The sequence below is a fragment of the Spirosoma luteolum genome, from assembly GCF_054778875.1.
In genome coordinates, this window is record NZ_BAAGZE010000023.1 from 297982 (window position 1) to 315424 (window position 17443).

General features: G+C 58.9%; 19 protein-coding genes. 16 read left to right on the plus strand and 3 right to left on the minus strand.

The window, feature by feature from the left end; translation table 11 throughout:
- The first annotated feature begins 61 nt into the window (after positions 1 to 61).
- The gene (locus ACYVAC_RS21485; RefSeq protein WP_461099874.1) at positions 62 to 358 is read left to right on the plus strand and encodes a DUF3761 domain-containing protein; all 297 of its coding nucleotides are present in this window, start codon (positions 62 to 64) and stop codon (positions 356 to 358) included.
- Positions 359 to 394: 36 nt separating this feature from the next.
- Positions 395 to 1171, plus strand: a complete 777-nt coding sequence (locus ACYVAC_RS21490; RefSeq protein WP_461099875.1) for an HNH endonuclease — start codon at positions 395 to 397, stop codon at positions 1169 to 1171.
- 31 nt (positions 1172 to 1202) lie between these two features.
- On the opposite strand, the gene ACYVAC_RS21495 is transcribed toward ACYVAC_RS21490, so the two are convergent.
- Positions 1203 to 2984 carry an ABC transporter ATP-binding protein gene (locus ACYVAC_RS21495; RefSeq protein ID WP_461099876.1) on the minus strand — a complete coding sequence of 594 codons (1782 nt, stop codon included), beginning with the start codon at positions 2982 to 2984 and terminating at the stop codon, positions 1203 to 1205.
- Between the two features lie 300 nt (positions 2985 to 3284).
- Here ACYVAC_RS21495 and nusB point away from each other — a divergent pair, with 300 nt between their 5' ends.
- From nusB to ACYVAC_RS21520, 5 genes are all read left to right on the plus strand, one after another.
- The gene (gene nusB, locus ACYVAC_RS21500) at positions 3285 to 4421 is read left to right on the plus strand and encodes a transcription antitermination factor NusB (protein WP_461100180.1); all 1137 of its coding nucleotides are present in this window, start codon (positions 3285 to 3287) and stop codon (positions 4419 to 4421) included.
- Positions 4422 to 4514: 93 nt separating this feature from the next.
- Positions 4515 to 4817 (plus strand): YtxH domain-containing protein, encoded by a 303-nt coding sequence (locus ACYVAC_RS21505; protein WP_461099877.1) that lies wholly within the window; start codon positions 4515 to 4517, stop codon positions 4815 to 4817.
- Positions 4818 to 4892: 75 nt separating this feature from the next.
- Positions 4893 to 5342, plus strand: a complete 450-nt coding sequence (locus tag ACYVAC_RS21510; RefSeq protein WP_461099878.1) for a DUF1573 domain-containing protein — start codon at positions 4893 to 4895, stop codon at positions 5340 to 5342.
- A gap of 17 nt (positions 5343 to 5359) precedes the next feature.
- A complete protein-coding gene (yajC, locus tag ACYVAC_RS21515; RefSeq protein WP_461099879.1) occupies positions 5360 to 5686 on the plus strand; it encodes a preprotein translocase subunit YajC in 327 nt (108 codons plus the stop codon).
- 27 nt (positions 5687 to 5713) lie between these two features.
- Entirely contained in the window at positions 5714 to 6418 is a 705-nt protein-coding gene (locus ACYVAC_RS21520) for a YbbR-like domain-containing protein (RefSeq protein ID WP_461099880.1), read from the plus strand.
- 2 nt (positions 6419 to 6420) lie between these two features.
- Here ACYVAC_RS21520 and ACYVAC_RS21525 read toward each other — a convergent pair whose 3' ends face one another.
- On the minus strand, positions 6421 to 7035 hold the full coding sequence (locus tag ACYVAC_RS21525; RefSeq protein ID WP_461099881.1) for a trimeric intracellular cation channel family protein: 615 nt from the start codon (positions 7033 to 7035) through the stop codon (positions 6421 to 6423).
- Between the two features lie 80 nt (positions 7036 to 7115).
- Here ACYVAC_RS21525 and coaE point away from each other — a divergent pair, with 80 nt between their 5' ends.
- From coaE to ACYVAC_RS21540, 3 genes are all read left to right on the plus strand, one after another.
- Entirely contained in the window at positions 7116 to 7730 is a 615-nt protein-coding gene (gene coaE / locus ACYVAC_RS21530) for a dephospho-CoA kinase (RefSeq protein ID WP_461099882.1), read from the plus strand.
- An 8-nt stretch (positions 7731 to 7738) separates the two neighbouring features.
- Positions 7739 to 9409: an amidase gene (locus ACYVAC_RS21535; RefSeq protein ID WP_461099883.1), complete on the plus strand. Its 1671-nt coding sequence runs from the start codon at positions 7739 to 7741 to the stop codon at positions 9407 to 9409.
- Positions 9410 to 9493: 84 nt separating this feature from the next.
- Complete coding sequence (locus tag ACYVAC_RS21540; RefSeq protein ID WP_461099884.1) at positions 9494 to 10066, plus strand: DUF4136 domain-containing protein; 573 nt, start codon at positions 9494 to 9496, stop codon at positions 10064 to 10066.
- Positions 10067 to 10205: 139 nt separating this feature from the next.
- Here the strand turns inward: ACYVAC_RS21540 and ACYVAC_RS21545 are convergent, their stop codons facing one another.
- On the minus strand, positions 10206 to 11120 hold the full coding sequence (locus tag ACYVAC_RS21545) for a nucleotidyltransferase family protein (protein WP_461099885.1): 915 nt from the start codon (positions 11118 to 11120) through the stop codon (positions 10206 to 10208).
- A 303-nt stretch (positions 11121 to 11423) separates the two neighbouring features.
- Between ACYVAC_RS21545 and ACYVAC_RS21550 the strand changes: the two genes are divergently transcribed.
- The 6 genes from ACYVAC_RS21550 (at position 11424) to ACYVAC_RS21575 (ending at position 17424) form a co-directional block, all read left to right on the plus strand.
- On the plus strand, positions 11424 to 12617 hold the full coding sequence (locus ACYVAC_RS21550) for a homogentisate 1,2-dioxygenase (RefSeq protein WP_461099886.1): 1194 nt from the start codon (positions 11424 to 11426) through the stop codon (positions 12615 to 12617).
- A gap of 63 nt (positions 12618 to 12680) precedes the next feature.
- Positions 12681 to 13802, plus strand: a complete 1122-nt coding sequence (gene hppD, locus ACYVAC_RS21555; protein WP_461099887.1) for a 4-hydroxyphenylpyruvate dioxygenase — start codon at positions 12681 to 12683, stop codon at positions 13800 to 13802.
- 182 nt (positions 13803 to 13984) lie between these two features.
- On the plus strand, positions 13985 to 14758 hold the full coding sequence (locus tag ACYVAC_RS21560) for a phenylalanine 4-monooxygenase (RefSeq protein ID WP_461100181.1): 774 nt from the start codon (positions 13985 to 13987) through the stop codon (positions 14756 to 14758).
- 47 nt (positions 14759 to 14805) lie between these two features.
- Positions 14806 to 15243 carry a MarR family winged helix-turn-helix transcriptional regulator gene (locus ACYVAC_RS21565; protein ID WP_461099888.1) on the plus strand — a complete coding sequence of 146 codons (438 nt, stop codon included), beginning with the start codon at positions 14806 to 14808 and terminating at the stop codon, positions 15241 to 15243.
- Between the two features lie 72 nt (positions 15244 to 15315).
- Positions 15316 to 16497, plus strand: a complete 1182-nt coding sequence (gene fahA / locus ACYVAC_RS21570; protein ID WP_461099889.1) for a fumarylacetoacetase — start codon at positions 15316 to 15318, stop codon at positions 16495 to 16497.
- Positions 16498 to 16542: 45 nt separating this feature from the next.
- On the plus strand, positions 16543 to 17424 hold the full coding sequence (locus ACYVAC_RS21575) for a flavin reductase family protein (RefSeq protein ID WP_461099890.1): 882 nt from the start codon (positions 16543 to 16545) through the stop codon (positions 17422 to 17424).
- Positions 17425 to 17443: the final 19 nt, after the last annotated feature.

The following is a 17443-nucleotide window of genomic DNA, read 5'->3' on the forward strand; positions in this document are numbered from 1 at the left end:
AGTCAATAAACCGAGCCTTTCCCGCACAAACCGTAGTTTTGTAGTCTACTCAACACTGTTTATGCGCTTCGTTCTGCTGATGCTGTTAAGCCTGGCGGGCCCACTTGCCGATCAGGTATCGGCCCAGTCGCCGGCCCACTATCCCCGCTCGGCAAACCGGTATCACCGGTCGGCACGGGTGGCCCGAGGTTCCATTCACTACTACACCAACAGCCGGGGCAACCGGATACAGGCCCCCACGCTCTACAGCGTCCCGCCGGCCAATGCCACTGCCGAATGCCGCGACGGCAGCTACAGCTACAGCCAGTCTCGCCGGGGCACCTGCTCCCGGCACGGCGGGGTGAAGCAGTGGTTTTAAAGCGATTATTTAAGCGACTAGACCGGCTGACTGCCCATGGCAAAATCCCCAAACTGGACACGAGACGAACTTATTCTGGCCTTCAATCTGTACCTGAAAATCCCCTTCGGACAGATGCACAGAGGAAACGCAGAAGTCAAGAAACTCGCGTCTATTCTTGACCGCCGGACACCCGACTCCGTGGCGATGCGGCTCACCAATTTTGCCAGCGTCGACCCGTATCATCAACAGCGCGGTGTGAAGGGTATGGATGGCGGTCGCAAACAGGTAGAGCCGATCTGGAATGAGTTTGTAAACAATAAGGAAGAGCTGGTTTTTGAGAGCGAGCGGATTCTGGCCGGATACACGCACCAGACCGTCGAACAAACCCACCAGGACCTACTGTTCGACCTGGAAGGCCTACAGGGCGAAACGCGCACCCGGCTGGTCAGGGCCCGGGTCAATCAGGCCGTTTTTCGGCAAATGATTTTGAAAACCTACAGTAGCCGATGCGCGATTTCGGGCATCGACCAGCCCGAGTTGCTCGTAGCGGGCCATATCCTTCCCTGGGCCAGTAATCAGCAGGAGCGGCTCAACCCCGAAAACGGCATCTGCCTGTCGACCCTCTACGACCGGGCTTATGAAACAGGGTTGATCTGCATCGACACCGACTACCGGTTGCTGATTAGCCGACGCCTGAAGACCGAGTCACCGAAAGCGTTTTACGAGTCTTTTTTCGGCCGGTTCGAGCACCAGCCCATTGCCGTTCCGGCCAGTTATCGACCGCGTCGGGAATTTCTGGAGTACCGGCTCGCCCGGTTCGATACTGACTGACACAGCGCCCGCCCAGACAGGGCCGTAGCGCCTACACCTCTTCGGTCTGGAGTTGCTTCTCGTAGAGTTCGCGGTAGGCACCGTTGCGGGCCATCAGTTCAGCCTGGGTACCTTCTTCCACAATGCCCCCTTCGTCGAGCATGATGATGTAGTCGGCGAGTTTGGCCGAGGATACACGGTGCGAAATCACCACCGACGTACGGTCGGCCATGATGCGCCGGAGGTTATTCAGGATGATGTTCTCGGTGTTCGTGTCGACCGCCGACAGACAGTCGTCGAGGATCAGAATGCGCGGGTCGCGGGCAATGGCGCGGGCAATGCTCAGCCGCTGTTTCTGCCCACCCGACAGCGTAACACCCCGCTCGCCCACCGGCGTCTCGAATCCCTCGGGAAAGTCGACAACGTTCTGATACAAGTCGGCGTCGCGCACGGCCTGCTCCACCCGCGCCTGTGGCAGGTCGGGCTTGCCAAAGCAAACGTTGTTGCTGATCGTTTCAGAAAATAGAAACACATCCTGCGGCACGTAGCCCATCTGCTCCCGCAGCGACGTCAGGTTATAGTCGGCGATGGGCAGCCCGTCGATCCGGACTTCCCCGGCCGATACGTCGTACATCCGGGTCAGCAGGTTGGCCAGCGTGGTTTTGCCCGACCCCGTCGTACCCAGAATGGCCACCGTCTCGCCAGCCCGCACCTTCATCGAGAAGTTCTTGATCGCTACGATGCCCGAATCGGGATACACAAAGCGGACGTTCCGAAACTCAATTTCGCCCCGAATCGGCTGCTGCACGTTTTTAGTCGAAACGATGTCGGTTTTGATCTGCAGGAACTCGTTGATACGCTGCTGCGACGCGGCCGCCCGCTGGGTCTGACTGGTGGTCCAGCCTAGGGCCATAACGGGCCAAGTGAGCATGTTTACGTACAGGATAAACTCGGTGATATTGCCCGGTGTCAGGCGTCCGGCAATGATCTCCTGCCCGCCGATATACACCACCAGAATGTTGCTCAGACCCACCAGAATGGCTACGATCGGAAAAAACAGCGAATCGACCCGCGTCAGCTCCAGTGACTTACCCCGGTATTCGTCGCTTTCCTTCTCAAACCGCGCAGCCGAGTTCGCTTCCTGAACAAAGGCCTTGAGTACCCGAATACCCGAAAAGGCTTCCTGCACATAGGTCGACAAGCGCGACAGGCTGCGCTGAATTTCTTCGGACCGCTGGATGATAATGTTGTTGACTACATAGATCAGCACCGACAGGATAGGCAGCGGCAGCAGCACATAGACCGACAGCCTGGCATTGATGCTGACCATGTAGCTGATGACCAGTATAAACAGTACGATCAGGTTGAGACCGTACATGATGCTGGGGCCTACGTACATGCGCACCTTGCTCACATCTTCCGAGATGCGGGCCATCAGGTCGCCGGTGTTCTGTTGCCGGTAAAAGCTCAGCGGCAGCGTCTGGTAATGGTTATAGATTTCGTTTTTAAGATCGTACTCGATATGGCGCGACATCACGATCAGCGTTTGCCGCACCAGAAACAGGAAAAAGCCTTTGAGCAGGGCCATCACCAGCGTGCCGCCCGCAAAGAGCAGCAGACTAAAGGCAAATACATCGTAGAGCGCCGACTGCAGGGGCGACTGTTCGTAGAGGTAGTAGACGTCGAGCGTTTCGCGCACCAGATCGAGCGCATACCGCACCAGCTGCGCCGGAAAAATGCCGAACAGGTTGGATACGATGGTAAACACGGTCCCCCAGATCAGGTACCATTTATACTTGAGCAGGTATTTGTTGAGGTAGGAAAGTGCTTTCACAGAGAACCAGATGACGTCCTGTTTTTAACCCCCACCCCCGCCGAAAAGTTGCAGTTGATCGAGTCGACAGGCTGACAGGATTTACGGCCCGTTTCCGCCACCGTTTGCCCGGCAACCGCGCGCTCCTTTCTCGTAGCACCCTCATAGGCAGAACCATAAAATCCGCTCAATCCGGCCACCCTGTCAAATTCTGGTAAGAATTTCGTACTTTTGCGGCCTGATGCATTCGTTCTTTTCTTTATCGGTAGCTTAATCACTTCAGGCAGTATGCTCAATCGGCGACTACTCCGGATCAAGGTCATGCAGGCGCTTTACGCGCTTCGGCAGGCCGAATTTTCTAATCAGCAATTGGCCCTCGATGGTATTGCCGATTTATTTCAACCCGATCTCAACTCCATGCTGCCGCAGGACAAGCGCCAGCTGGAAGGAAACCGGCAGCTGGCCAGCCTCCTCTTCGAAGAAGCGGTTAAGACCGATCAGCCGGCTCAGGACGACGAGGCTCCCCGCCCCGTACTGAAAGCCGCCAACGACGGCCTGCTTTTTTACCGCAGCCGCACCAAAAAAGACCAGCAGCATTTCGCGCAGATGATGATCCGGCAGGTAAACGGCATCTACGACGACTATCTGCGCGTGATGACGCTGCTCGTAGCCCTCGGCCAGGCCGCCCGGGCCGACCGCGACCGGCGCTACCGCGACGTCGACGAAGCACCGTTTCCGTTCGACTCCGACCTGAGCAACAACACCGTTGTGCAGGCACTGGCCGATCATCAGGCCCTGCAGAACGAAGCCCTGCGCCACAGCATTTCCTGGACCGACGATATGGGTTTTGTGCGCAAAGCCCTCAAGGAAGTCCTGAAAACCGACGAAACTTACCGCGCGTACTGCAGCCAGCAGCAACACACCCCCGACGAGGATCAGGCGCTGGTGCAGTACATTCTGCGAACCCTTATTTTTAAGAACGAGATCATCCGCGACCACCTGGCCGAGATCGACCTGAGCTGGGCCGAAAACAGCGAAGTGGTACGGGGGCTGGCTATCCGGACGCTTAAATCGGCGCAGGGGCCAACGGGTCTGCAGCTCGAACCCCTCACCGACGACTGGCCGGAAGACGAGCATTTTCTGACGACCCTCTACCAGCAGTCGCTGCTCAACGACGCCGACTACGAGCAGCTGCTGACCGATCAGCTCCAGAACTGGGATGTAGAGCGCGTGGCCATTCTCGACCGGATCATCCTGAAACTGGCTGTTTGTGAATTGCTTAACTTCCCCAACATCCCCATCAAGGTTACCATCAACGAATATATCGAACTGGCCAAAGCCTACAGTACGCCCAAAAGCGGTAAGTTTGTCAACGGAATTCTGGACAACCTCTCCGAAAAACTACAGGCTTCGGGGCGTCTGCGTAAGAGTGGACGCGGGTTGCTGGACAATAAATAGTTGTTAGTTTCTGGGGTTTACGGCATGACCTTTGGGATTTCTGTTCGTTAGTAGGAAAACCACAGACTGTAAACCGAAAAAACTTTTTGTCAAATGAGCAGACTAGGCCGCGACTTAACGTTTCTTTTAATCGGTGCCGCCACCGGCACTGCCTTTGGTCTTCTGTACGCACCCGATCGGGGTAAGGTAACCCGCGACCGGCTGTCGTACCGCTTGTCGAAATATCGGGAGCAGATCGAGATGATGATCACGGATCTGCTCAATGCCAGTGAGCTGCCCGCCAACGATTCGCGCAACGAAGGCGAACGCGTGGTCAATGATGCCCGCGAGAAAGCCGAACGGCTGCTGGAAGATGTCGACCGGCTGATGGCCCAGATCAAGCAACAAAACGCCTGATACCAGGCTACCCGCGGGGCCGGCCCAACCGCCGGCCCCGTACTTGTTTTCCGAACCAACCACTCTCCTACAGGAATGCGCGCACCGAATTGGCTTCTGATGCTGGCCGTGGCCGGCCTTGGGTTCGCACAGCTCAGCTGCGACAACCGGAAGCAGGCAGAAACCGCCCAATCGACGGTAGCCGGCAAAATGCCCCGAATTCAGTTTGCCGAAACAGGCATCTACGATTTCGGTACCCTGACCGAAGGCGACACGGTCGAACACGTCTTTCGCTTTACCAACACCGGCGAATTTCCGCTCATCATCAACAACATTACGGCCTCGTGTGGCTGCACCACGCCCGAATGGCCCCGCGAGCCGGTAGCCCCCGGCGCCAGTTCGTCGATCCGCGTTCGGTTTAACAGCCGGGGCAAGAGCGGAGAGCAGAGCAAAACCGTAACGGTCTTTGCCAACACCGAACCCGCCATGACCGAGCTGCGGTTCAAGGCGCTCGTGAACCCCAATCGCCAGCCTACTAATCCATAATCATTCTCACACTTCCTATGTACGCACTACTCCTGCAACTCATGCCCACCGGCGGCAACTCGTCGATGCTGGCCAACATCCTGCTCTGGGGCGGTATCATTATCGTCTTCTACTTTTTCATGATCCGGCCGCAGCAGAAAAAACAGAAGGATCAGAAAACGTTTGTCGAGAACCTCAAGAAGGGTGATAACGTGGTTACCATTGGGGGCCTGCACGGCCGCATTGCCTCGGTCGATGCCGCTACCGTTACGCTCGATGTGGATCGAGGGGTGAAGATGACGTTCGAAAAATCGGCCATCTCGCGCGAAGCCACCGGCAAGCCTGCCGACGAAGAAAAGAAATAAGGTCTCAGACTCCTTGACGCGCTTCCGGTGACCAACCCGCCGAATACCCTGTCGTTCCGGCTCTCGAAAGCCCTGCTCTGTGTGCTGGCCGCAGCCCTCTTCTGGCTGCTCAATGCGCTCAACAAAACCGGTTATTCGGTCAATGTCGATTATCCGATTCATTTCGTGTATGATGAGTCGGCGTTTATTCCAACCCTGCCCCTGCCCCGCACGGTGCGCGTCAACGTGTCGGGCGACGGCTGGGGGCTGCTGCGCCATTCGCTGCTCCCGTTCCGCGCTGATCCGGTCGACTACGTCGTGAAAGCCCCATTGCGGGCGTCGGTTATCAACACAGCCTCGCTCACAGCCGCCCTGGCCGATCAGATCAAGAAACTGCGGGTCAACTACGTGGTGGCCGACACACTCGATCTGGCCTTCGACGAGCGCATTCATAAAACCATCTACCTTCGGCCCGACAGCCTGCACATCGGGCTGGCCCCCGGCTTCGTCGTGTCGAGCATCATCAACGTGACGCCCCACCGTATCGATGTCGACGGGCCACGCCGGCTCGTGCGTGGGTTGCCCGACACGCTGCCCGTTCGGATTCCCCGCAAGAACATAGCCGACAATTACGACGAAGATGTACCGCTTGCCCTGTTGCGCCACCCATTGCTGCATTATTCGGCCAGCCGGGTAGTGGTCAGCTTCGAAGTGGGCCAGCTGCTGTCGCCGGCGGCAGCTCCGGTGCGGTAGGCTTATTGACCGATGCGGGGTAACGCCCAGCCCCGCCGGATCGCCACCAGCCGTATGACGGTGATGGTGCCAGCCGACAGCCAGAAGTTGAGCGTAGGATCGATCCCCGCCGAGCGGCCCAGCAGAAACAGCGTGGCACCCACCAGACAGGCCGTGGCATAGACCTGCCGATCGAAAATCAACGGCAGATCATTCACCAGTGTATCGCGGATTACCCCGCCGAAAATAGCTGAAATCAGGCCCAGCAGCATGGCAGCCCAGTCGTTGACGGCGAAGGCCAGCGCTTTCTGCATGCCCAGGATGGTGTAGAGCCCGATGCCGATGGTATCGAACAGCAACAGCGGCCGGCGCAGGGTGCCGAGCCACCATCGGCGGCCCCCAACGGCTACGCCTACGCCCCCGATAATGACGAGCAGGTAATTCGGATCACGAATCCAGGCAATTGGGTGCGCGTCCAGCAGCATGTCGCGCAGGGTACCGCCCCCAACCGCCGTCACAAACCCCACGAAGAAGACGCCGAACAGGTCGTGATACATCTTCTTGTTGAGTGCCGACAGCCCCCCCGACACGGCGAAAACACCCGTACCAATTAAATCGATTAAATACCAGTCAATCACGACGCCGTTAGTACCTTTAAGCCAGTAGCAAAGGTAACTGGCTTTTCAGCATCCGGCACGACACGGCCGGGCTCCGTTTCATGAATACACTTCTCCGCGTTGGCGTTACGGGCGGTATCGGCTCGGGCAAGAGCATTGTCTGCCGCGTTTTCGGCGCACTCGGCGTGCCCGTCTACAGTGCCGACGACCGCGCCAAATGGCTTACCGAAAACGACCCCATTCTGAAGGCAGATATTCAGCGCTTGCTGGGCACCGACGCCTACGACCCGCTGGGGCGCTACAACCGCAGCTGGGTAGCCAGCCGGGTTTTTTCGGACGCAACCCTGCTTCAGCAACTCAATGGCCTTATCCACCCCCGGGTGCGGCTCGACACCGAAGACTGGGTGGCGCAGCAAACCGGCGCTCCCTACGTGGTGAAGGAAGCCGCCCTGATGAAAGCCGCCAGTGCCGCCACCGGTATCGACCGGGTGGTGGTGGTCGAAGCACCCCTGGCCCTGCGCATAGCGCGCATCCGGCAGCGCGACCCGCACCGGTCGCCCGCCGACATCGAACGGATCATGGCCAGTCAGGTAAGCGACGCCGACCGCCGGTCACTGGCCGACTTTGTGCTGCAAAACGACGAACACACCCTGCTGCTCCCCCAGATCTGGGCGCTGCACCAGACCTTGTTAACCCTGCCTCCAGGCAATCAATAAACTACCCGATGAAAAAAACGACTACCCTTCTGACCCTGGCCTGTCTGGGCAGTTTCGCCCTCGGTGCGTTTATCACCGCCCCCGACGATCCGAAACAGCCCGTTACGAGCGAGATGGCCGATGTAGCCGCCCGGCTGATCGGCCTGTCTTTTACAACCGCCGAACGCGACTCGGCCCTCGAAAACCTGAACGACTTCAAGGCCGACTACGAAGCCGTTCGGAACGTTGAACTGACCAACGACGTTGCCCCGGCGCTGCTCTTCAACCCCCTGCCTACCGGCTTTATCATGCCCACGGGGGCCTCGTCGATGCCGGCGCCGGCAACTACGGGAGTCAAACGACCCGGCAACGCCAATGATCTGGCTTTTCTGACGGTAGCCCAGCTGAGCGAGCTGATCCGGACGCGCCAGATCACGTCGGTCGAACTGACCAACTTTTTCCTGAACCGTCTGCGCACCTACGACCCGAAACTGCACTGCGTGATTACGCTTACCGACACGCTGGCCCTGCGGCAGGCGCGGCAGGCCGATGCCGAGATCAGGGCGGGCCGGTACCGGGGACCGCTGCACGGTATTCCGTACGGCGCCAAAGACCTGCTGGCCAAACGGGGATACAAGACGACCTGGGGGTCGGTACCGTTTAAAGACCAGACCATCGACACCGATGCTACTGTGATCCGGAAGCTCGAAACCGCCGGGGCCGTGCTCTGCGCCAAACTGTCGGTGGGCGAGCTGGCCTGGGGCGACGTGTGGTTTGGCGGCATGACCCGCAACCCCTGGAAACCCGAAACGGGCTCCAGCGGCTCGTCGGCGGGGTCGGCCTCGGCCGTATCGGCGGGGCTGCTGCCCTTCGCCATCGGCACCGAAACACTGGGCTCCATCGTATCGCCTTCGACGGTCTGCGGCACCACCGGCCTGCGGCCTACCTTCGGCCGCGTGAGCCGACACGGTGCCATGGCCCTGAGCTGGAGTATGGACAAGATCGGACCCATTACCCGGTCGGTCAACGACTGTGCGCTGGTGTTCAACGCCATTCAGGGGCCCGACGGGCACGATGCAACCGTGATGGCGGCCCCGTTTCGCTACGCCCCCAGAACGTCGCTGAAAGGTATGCGCATCGGTTACCTGCACAAAGCGTTTGCCAGCAACTACCCCGGCCGCGCCACCGATTCACTGACCCTACAGACGCTGCGGCAGCTGGGTGCCGAACTGGTACCGCTCGAACTACCGGCGCGCATTCCGGCGGGCCGCATCGGCTACATACTAGGGGTCGAAGCAGCCGCGTCGTTCGACGAACTGACCCGCTCGGGCCGCGACGATCAGCTGGTACGGCAGGTGAAGAACGCCTGGCCCAACGAGTTCCGGTCGTCGCGATTTGTGCCGGCGGTCGAGTACGTTCAGGCCAACCGCATCCGCACCCAGCTCATCAACGACATGGCCGATCAGCTGAAGAAGGCACGTGTGTCGGTTTACGTGAGCCCAACGTATGCGGGCGGCAACCTGACCCTGACCAACCTGACCGGCCACCCCTGCGTGGTGCTGCCCAATGGCTTCAACGCGCAGAAAACGCCATCGAGCATCACGTTTATGGGACAACTCTTTGCCGAGGGCGACGTACTGGCCGTGGCCGGCGCCTACCAGCAGGCCACCCGCTGGCACCAGCAACACCCATCGTTATAGCCGGTTTGTGCGCGGGCCGGCGTAGCAAACCTTTGCCGAGCAACGAGTGTTTTATAACCAGTAAACAACATGAACTCAACTGGTATGAATCGCTTATTGCTGCTGGGTGGCTTATTGCTGGCCCTCGTGTCCTGTTCGCCCCGCGTAACAGTCGACCAAAACAACAATGTCAACTTCAATAAATACCGCACCTTCGCCTGGATGGACTCCGACGTGAAGGCTGGTCAGAACCCGCTTTACTACAATCAGATCGCGACCGAAAACGTCGAAAACACGGTGGCCAGAGTCTTGACCGACAAAGGGCTGCAGGTAGCCAGTCGCCGGCCCGATCTGCTGGTTGGTTACCACTTTTTTGTCGAGAATAAAACGCGCACGGTCGCTACGCCCAACTCGCCTTATTACGGGCCTTATCTGGGCTGGGGCCGCTGGGGTTACCAGGGTTGGGGCCCATCGTGGTGGGGCTGGGGTGGCCAGCAATACGTGAAGGAAGATTACCAGGCTGGTACGCTGGTCGTCGACATGGTCGATGCCCGGACCCGTCGGCTCGTATGGCGCGGCTCGATTCAGAACGCCGTCAGCGATCCGGCCCGGATTGCGGCCCAGCTGACCCGGGAAGTGGAGAAAATTGTCGAGAAGTTTCCCGATCGTAAAAGCTAGACCGATTTAGACAGTCATTCCTGTCGGAACCGGATACCTACACAAGACAGCGGGGATGGCGGCTGAAACACTGTAACGCAAATCGCTACGGTGTTTCAGCCACCATCCCCGCTTTTTTAGTGTTGTTTGCCGCTACGGCCTAGCGCCAGAGATTTTCCGGATAAACGCCCTGTTCGTGCAGCCGCCTGAGCGACGCCTGTACCGTGGGTTTGTCTTCGGGATAGGTAACGCCAAACCACTCCGACTGGCTGCGGAACACACGGCAGCTGCCCTGCTCGCGCTGGATGAGCTTCTCCATAACCGAGGGGATGTAGAACTCGGCCTTGGGTGCATCGAAATTGGCCCGGGCATAGTCTTCGAACTGTTCCTGCAGCAAGGGGAACACCGCCGGCTTAAAGCCCCAGAAATTCATCGACACGGGGGTATCGGCGTCCAGCGTTTCGAAGGTATCGCCTTCTTCAAAGCCAATAACTGAGCCGCCCAGTCCGGCGTCTTTGCGGTAGATCTTGGTACGCTCCACCACCGAGGTCAGGTTGTCCTGCGCATCGACAGTGCACACGCCCCGCGACACCGAGCCAAAATCCGACAGGGTATTTTTCACTTCGTAGCCTACCATGGCGTGCAAAGCCGGGTCAGTATCGTTCTGCAGGAAATCGCCCAGCACCCGGAATGCTTCCGGACCGTAGAAATCGTCGGCATTGATAACGGCAAAGGGCGTTTCGGTCTGGGGCCAGGCGCAGAGCATGGCGTGGCCCGTGCCCCAGGGTTTGCTGCGCACCGCTTTGCCCAGTTCGGCCGGTACGTATGAATCGATGGCCTGAATGGCGTAGTCGAAGTCGATTTTGCCGCGCAGTTTAGGGGCAAAGATTTCCTCGAAATCGGCCCGCAGTTCCTCGCGGATAATGAAAACGACTTTACCGAAGCCCGCCCGAATCGCGTCGAACAGGGAGTAATCCATGATGGTTTCGCCGTTAGGCCCGAACTGGTCGAGCTGCTTGACGCCACCGTATCGGCTGCCCATACCGGCGGCCAGTAACAGAAGGGTTGGTTTCATACCTGGTTTCAGATCAAGCCTGTTGCACGGGCCCGCCCATTGAGCAATGGGCGGGCCGTGTTGGCAGGCCAAAAGTAAAAAAAAGCTTTTTGGCTACCTACGCCCGATCCAAACATCCCGCGGCTTGTCGCCAACCCCCTGTTCAGTAAAATTTTTTCACCAAACTATACAATTCACAGTATTTGTCTTTATAATTGTGCGTAAAACAATAGTTGCTAAAACAACTAATTACACTTCATCAACGAACGTCCGCTTTACCGGGGGCCACTGGCTCCCGGTACGGCGGCAACTCCCCGTCGTCGTATGCCGTTCTATCACACCCTGGGACAGATTCCGGCGAAACGCCACACGCAGTTCCGCAAGCCCGATACCGCTTCCGGCGAACCGGGGGGGCTCTACTACGAGCAACTGTTCGGCACCATCGGCTTCGACGGTATGTCGTCGCTGCTCTACCATGTTCACCGGCCCACCATGGTCCGGCAGGTGCTCAATAGCATCGATATGACACCCCGGTTGGCTGTGGGTAAAAATATGCTGTCGCGCAAACTGCTTGGCTTTCAGGTGCCGCCAGCCGATGACTTTCTGGTTAGCCGGGTTCCGCTGCTGGTCAACAACGATCTGACAGTCGGGCTGGCCGCTCCCCGGCAGTCGATGACCGACTACTTCTACAAGAATGCCGATGCCGACGAACTGTTGTTCGTACACCGGGGATCGGGCCGGTTGCGTACGCTGTTTGGCACCCTGCCGTTTGGCTATGGCGACTACGTGGTGATTCCGCGCGGGGTGATCTACCAGATCGAGTTCGACCCCACGCCCGCCAACGCCGAGGGCACCCGGCTGCTGTACGTAGAATCGCATTCGCCCATTTACACCCCCAAGCGCTACCGCAATCAGTTTGGGCAACTGCTGGAGCATTCACCCTTCTGCGAGCGCGACATGGTGCGCCCGACCAATCTGGAGACCCACGACGAGCGGGGCGATTTTCTGATCAGGATCAAGAAGCAGGGCTCGCTGCATTCGCTGGTCTACGCCAGTCATCCGTTCGACGTGGTGGGCTGGGATGGCTACAACTACCCCTACGTGTTCAATATCCAGAATTTCGAACCGATTACGGGTCGGGTACACCAGCCACCACCGGTACACCAGACCTTCCAGACCGATACGTTCGTTGTCTGTTCGTTTGTACCGCGCCTGTTCGACTACCACCCCCTGGCGATTCCGGCGCCCTATAACCACTCGAACATCGACTCCGACGAGGTGATCTACTACGTGGATGGCGATTTCATGAGCCGCAACAACATTGCACCCGGCCACATTACGCTGCACCCCGGCGGCATTCCGCACGGTCCGGCACCGGGCGCCATGGAACGCAGCATCGGCAAAACCGAGACAGTCGAATACGCGGTTATGGTCGACACGTTCCGGCCGCTGATGCTGACCGAACAGGCCGTAGCGCTCGACGATGGCGTGTACTGGCAATCGTGGCTCGACGAGTAGACAACAAACACGACTTCGGATATATCCTTAAAACAGACGCGTACAGGCGCGTTGTCATACCCTATGGAATCTGTTCAGACACTTCATCCCGAAACCACCGATTTTCTGCCGCTCAACGGCACCGATTACCTCGAACTATATGTGGGCAACGCCCGGCAGTCGGCCCATTATTTTCAGACCGCCTTCGGGTTCCAGCCGCTGGCACACGCCGGTCTGGCAACGGGCCTGAAAGACCGGGAATCGTATGTGCTGGTGCAGGACAAAATCCGGCTGGTGCTTACCTCGCCCCTGCACGGCAATACCGACATGGGCCGACACATCGACCAGCATGGCGATGGCGTGCGGGTGGTGGCGCTGTGGGTCGACGATGCGCGGCAGGCCTTTGCCGAAACCACGCGCCGGGGCGCCCGCCCGTTTATGGAGCCCGTTCGGGAAGCCGACGACTTTGGCTACGTGTGGCGATCGGGTATCCACACCTACGGCGATACGGTGCATATTTTCGTGGAGCGGAACGACTATACGGGCATTTTCCTGCCTGGCTATCAGCCCTGGACTCCCGCCTACCGCCCGGCCGACGCCGGTCTGAAATTCGTGGATCATATGGTGGGCAATGTGGGCTGGAACGAGATGAACCCCTGGATGGATTTTTACCGCGACGTGATGGGCTTTCAGCAGCTGGTCTCGTTCGACGATAAAGACATCTCGACCGAGTACACGGCGCTGATGAGCAAAGTGATGAGCAACGGTAACGGACGCGTGAAATTCCCGATCAACGAACCCGCCGAGGGCAAGAAGAAGTCGCAGATCGAAGAATACCTCGATTTCTACGGCGGACCGGGCGTGCAGCACATTGCCGTGGCTACCGACAACATTGTGGACACCGTACAGGCTCTTAAAAGCCGTGGCGTCGAGTTTCTGACGGTGCCTCAGGCCTACTACGATACGCTGTCGGAGCGCGTAGGCCCGATCGATGAGGAGCTCGACACGCTGCGTTCGCTGGGCGTACTGGTCGACCGCGACGAAGAGGGCTACCTGCTGCAGATTTTCACAAAGCCGGTTTGCCCCCGTCCCACGCTGTTTTTCGAGATCATCCAGCGCAAAGGCGCCCGGTCGTTCGGCAAGGGCAATTTCAAAGCCCTCTTCGAAGCCATCGAACGCGAACAGGCGCTGCGGGGAACATTGTAATACGATGCGAGTTGGGCGGTTGGATGGTTATAGAGTTATAAAGTTGTCGAGTTAGAGGGTTATAGTGCTCTAACGCTGGCAGGCAATAAAGTTGGTAGGTAATCACGCTACCCAACAGCGCTCCCCGCCCAACTCGAGAACTAGCCAATTATCCTACTCGACAACTTTCTAACGCTACGACTATCCAACCCTACAACTCAACAACCACCCAACTTTTCAGTTTCCCCGCCATGATCCAATCCTATTCGACCTATACCCCCGACGATCAGGCTGTCTGGACAATGCTGTACCGGCGCCAGATGGCCCAGTTGCCCGGCAAAGCCAGTCAGGTTTATCTGGATGGTATTGCGGCTACCGGCTTTCGGGCGACGCGTATTCCTGATTTCGAACGCGACCTGAACCCCCGGCTGGCCAACCTGACGGGCTGGCGCGTGACGGCGGTGGACGGGCTGATCGACAACCGATCGTTTTTCGAGCTGATGGCCAACCGGCAGTTTCCGGCCACCACCTGGCTGCGTCGGCGCGATCAGCTCGATTACTTGCCCGAGCCCGATATGTTTCACGATACGTTTGGCCACGTACCGCTGCTGTCGAATCAGCCGTTCTGCGATTTCCTGGCGGCCCTGAGTCAGATTGCCCTGCGGCACATCGACAGCGAAGAAGCCATTGCCATGATTTCGCGGCTGTACTGGTACACGGTCGAGTTTGGTTTGATTCAGGAGCCCGAGGGCCTGCGCATTTACGGCGGAGGTATTCTGTCGTCGGTGGGCGAAACGGGCCACAGCCTGTACAGCAACGAGGTTCGGCGGCTGCCCTACTCGGTCGAAACGCTGCTGCGAACGCCCTACGTCATCGATCGCTACCAGGAGCAGTATTTCGTGATTGGGTCGTATGGCCAGCTGTACCGGTCGATTCCTGAAATCGAAACCACGCTGGATGCCATGCTGGTTAGTTGAGGGTTAGGCGTTAACTTGCCGGTTGACTTACGCGCCTATCCTCCGCTATGACCCACCCTTCCGACGCCCGGGCTTACTTTTTTAAGATCGATACCACGATCAAGAAAATACGGAATGCGCTGCAAAAGCAGTTCAACGAAGCCGGCTTCGATCTGACCGTCGACCAGTGGGTGGTCATCGATCATCTGGCCCGTAATCCTGGTATCAGTCAGAACACCATCTCGGAGATAACCGTTAAAGATGCGCCTACCGTTACGCGCATCATCGACCTGCTCAGCCAGAAGGGCCTGACCGAACGCCGGAGTACGGATACCGACCGCCGGAAGTTTCTGGTTTTCCTGACCGAAGCCGGCCAGGCCAAACACAGCGAAGTCCTGCCCGTGGTGTCGGCCATCCGCCGGAAAGGCTGGGGCGACCTGAGCGAAGCCGATTACCAGCACTTCGTGAAGATCATGGATTCGATCTATCAGAACATCAGCGGCTAGCGCGGGCGGTTGACCAGGCAGGCGGCCCGGGCCCGACTACCGAATCAACCCAATCGCTAAACCACGACGCCCATGTACGGGATCTTCAGTTACGCCATTGCCGCCCCGCGCGTAGGCTTTCGCCACGGCGACCTCATTCTCGATCTGGAAGCGGTGGCGCTGCTCGGCTTTTTTCGCGACCTCGGCATCGACCCGACGGTGTTTGCCCGGGATGCCCTCAACGAGTTTATTGCCTTGGGCCGGCCCCTTCACCGGGCCGTTCGCCAGCGCATCGACCAACTGCTGGCTAACGACGAAGCCGAACTTCGGTCGGTACACGACCAGGTGCTGATTCAGGCCGCGCGCGCTACCCTGCACCGCCCCGTCCGGATTGGCGACTACACCGATTTTTACGCCGGCATTCACCACGCCGAAAACGTGGGGCGGCTGTTTCGGCCCGATGCCGAGCCGCTGCTGCCTAACTACCGCCACCTGCCCGTTGGCTACCACGGCCGGGCTTCGTCGATTGTCGTATCGGGCACGCCCGTCCGGCGACCAAACGGGCCCTACCTTGGCCCCGACGGCCAGCCCGTATTTGGCCCCACCCGAACACTCGATTTTGAACTGGAACTGGGCCTGATTATTGGCAAAGCAAACCCGCTGGGCCAGCCGGTGCCCCTTATCGAGGCTGAAGATTATATTTTTGGCCTCACGCTGTTCAACGACTGGTCGGCGCGCGATATTCAGCGCTGGGAGTACCAGCCGCTCGGGCCTTTTCTGGGCAAGAATTTTGCGTCGAGTCTGTCGGCCTGGGTGTTACCGTTCGATGAACTGGAGCCGTTTCGGGTAGCAGGTCCGGTACAGGCCCCGCCCCCCCTGCCTTACCTGCAGGCCGGTCAGGCCGGTCATTTCGATCTGAACCTGCAGGTACTGCTGCAGACCGGTGCCGAGCCCCCCGTCGTCATCTGTCAGAGCAACGCCCGGTACCTCTACTGGTCGTTTGCGCAGCTGATTGCTCACCATACGGTCAATGGCTGTAATCTATCCATTGGCGACGTGCTGGCTACCGGCACCATCTCGGGTCCTACGCCCGACAGCTGTGGGTCGTTGCTCGAACTCAGTCATAACGGTGCCCGCCCCGTTGGCCTGCCCGCCGGTCGTAGCCGCACATTTTTACAGGATGGCGACACCGTTACCCTGCGTGGGTGGGGCCGGACAGGCGACTACGAACGTCAGCTGGGCGAGGTATGGGGAACCATCCAGCCCGCATCCTGATTGACGCCATACCGGCCACCTGCTTTCCCGTCTGCCATGTCTGCCATGAAACACATTGATCCGACTACGTTGCCGGCGCCCGATTTTTACCGCCTGCTCAACAGTTCCATTGGCCCCCGGCCCATCGCTTTTGCCAGCACCATCGACGCGGCCGGCCGGGTCAACCTGAGCCCGTTCAGTTTTTTCAACGTGTTTGGCTCCAACCCGCCCACGCTGGTGTTTTCGCCCGTAATAACGCGGCACGGCACCCACAAAAACACACTCGATAATCTGAACGACATACAAGAGGTGACGATCAGCGTGGTTACCTACGGCATGGTCGAGCAGATGTCGCTGGCCAGTGCCGATTATCCACGGGGGGTCAATGAGTTTGCCAAAGCGGGATTTACCGAAGTGGCTTCAGACAAGGTACGTCCTCCGCGCGTGGGTGAGTCACCCGTATCGTACGAGTGCATCGTCAACCAGATCATTGTCACCGGCACCGATCCGGGTGCCGGCAACCTGGTAATCTGCGAAATCGTGCAAAGCCATTTCGACGAGGCTATTTTCAACGAGAAGGGCGCCATCGATCCCCACAAACTCGACCTGATCGGCCGCCTTGGGGGCGACTGGTACGTTCGGGCCAGTGGCAATGCGCTTTTTGAAGTAGCCCGTCCGCAAATCGGCATTGGCGTCGATGCCCTGCCCGCAGCCATCCGGCAAAGCGCCATCCTGACCGGTAACGACCTGGGCAAGCTGGGCAGCTATCCGGCACTGCCCAGTGCCGACGAGGTCGTTAGCTACCGCCAGTCGGGCGTGCTGGACGAGCTGTTCGCCGAAGCCCGGTACGGCTGCCAATACCTGCCCGATCTGCTCCACGCGCGGGCCAGACAGCTGCTGGCCGGGAACAAGGTAAACGAGGCCTGGCTTACCCTGCTGCAGGTGTAGTCGCCACGGCAGACCCGGC